Annotated in this window: 2 protein-coding genes; both read left to right on the top strand. The window is 63.4% G+C overall.

Annotation, left to right across the window (positions count from 1 at the left end):
- Nucleotides 1–5 precede the first annotated feature (5 nt).
- Nucleotides 6–185, top strand: a complete 180-nt coding sequence (locus BGN95_RS13685; RefSeq protein WP_286772945.1) for a hypothetical protein — start codon at nt 6–8, stop codon at nt 183–185.
- Nucleotides 166–1,733 (top strand): hydantoinase/oxoprolinase family protein (locus BGN95_RS13680; protein WP_286772944.1); only part of this gene is annotated, 1,568 nt, incomplete at its 3' end. The genes BGN95_RS13685 and BGN95_RS13680, both read left to right, overlap by 20 nt.

Below are 1,733 nucleotides of genomic sequence, written 5' to 3'. Positions count from 1 at the left end.
CGGTAATGGACATCGAATTCGATCTCGCAGCGCTCAAGCGGCGGGCCGCGGAACTCCGGTCTCTCGAAAGTAATCCCAACGCCGAATTGCCGGTGCCGGATCCCGCGCAGATTTTCAGCCATGGGCATTCGCATTCGACCCACAAGCATAACGCGGAGGATGGCCATGAACCGCATCGCAGTTGATATCGGTGGTACCTTCACCGATTGTTTCCTGGTGTGGGGCGGCGAGCGCGTTCACTCCAAGGCACTGACAACGCACGGCAATCTAGCGTTCGGGTTCAACCAGGCACTTGAAATCGCCTGCGCGAAGCTGAACGTCGACCGCGAGGCCGTCCTGGCCGAAGTGGATTCGGTCCGCTATGCGACAACGCTCGGGACCAATGCCCTCATCGAGCGCAAGGGGCCGCAGGTCGGTCTCCTGATCACGCACGGGTTCGAAAGCACGGTCCCGATCAGCCGTGGACGTGGCTACGGCGACGGCCTGACGCAGGCCGAGAAGCTGGACCTGACCCGCGCGCACCGACCCGAGCCGCTGGTGCCCATCCCACTTATCGCGGGCATCAGGCAGCGGATCGACTACCTCGGCAACGTCATCGCCGACATTGACGAAGAGCACCTACGGGGGCAGATTCGCGACCTCATCGAGCGTGGCGCCGAAGCGATCGTGGTGTCGACCGTCAACGGAACCGCCAACGCGAGCCATGAATATCGCACCCGCGAGATTATCCGCGAGGAGTACCCCACGGACATCCTCGGCTCGATCCCGGTTATATGCGCTTCCGACGTCTCGGGCCGGCGCGGGGAGTACGTCCGGACCACGTCCGCGATCATCGACGCGTTCCTGCACACGATCATGTATCACGCGATGAGCGAACTGCAGTCCAATCTGCGGCTTTCGGGATACCGCAAACCCATGGTGCTCGTCCACAACAGCGGCGGCATGGCGCATCTAAACTCGACCGACGCGCTCCAGACCGTGCACTCGGGGCCGGTCGCCGGGATCCACGCCGCAGAGGCTCTCGAGAGGCGCAGCAACCTGGGCAACATCGTCGCCACCGACATGGGTGGAACCAGCTTCGACATCGGGATCGTCGTCGAAGGCGGGGTGAAGCATTATGATTTCAACCCGGTCATCGATCGGTGGCTGGTCACGATCCCGATGGTGCACCTCAACACCCTGGGGGCCGGGGGCGGATCTATCGCGCGGTTCGATCCGATCTCGAACACTGTCGCCATCGGTCCAGACAGCGCCGGTTCCGACCCCGGACCGGCATGCTTCAACCGGGGCGGCCGCCATCCGACCGTCACCGACGCGGATCTGCTGCTCGGCTATCTCGACGAGACGAACTATGCGGGGGGCTCGATCAAGCTCAATCCGCGTCGCGCCAAGTCGGCCTTCGCCGACCTGTGCGAGACGCTCGACATGGAGCTGATCGACGTCGCCAAGCTGGTCAAGCGCCGGGCTGACGGCAACATGGCTGTCGGCATCGTCTCCGAGCTTGGCGCCAAGGGTTACAATACATCGGACTTCACCATGCTGGCCTATGGCGGCAACGGCCCGATGCACTGTTGCGGCATCGCGGCTGCAGCCAAGATCAACCGGGTGCTGGTCCCGCCGTTCAGCTCGGTGTTCTCGGCATTCGGCGCGGGCGGGATGACCCAGCTCCATATCCATGAGTCCGCCTACCTGACTCCGGCCTACAATTCGTCGACCCGCACCATTCTCGAGGA

Origin of the sequence: Sphingomonas sp. 66-10 (assembly GCF_001897045.1) — a bacterium.
GTDB classification, from domain to species: domain Bacteria; phylum Pseudomonadota; class Alphaproteobacteria; order Sphingomonadales; family Sphingomonadaceae; genus Sphingomonas; species Sphingomonas lycopersici.
Note: the sequence above shows the minus strand (reverse complement) of the source record. Positions and strands in the feature narration are given on the sequence as shown.

What these genes read in the sequence shown, in the direction of transcription:
- BGN95_RS13685 (WP_286772945.1), top strand. Translation starts at nt 6, where the DNA reads ATGGACATCGAATTCGATCTCGCAGCGCTCAAGCGGCGGGCCGCGGAA.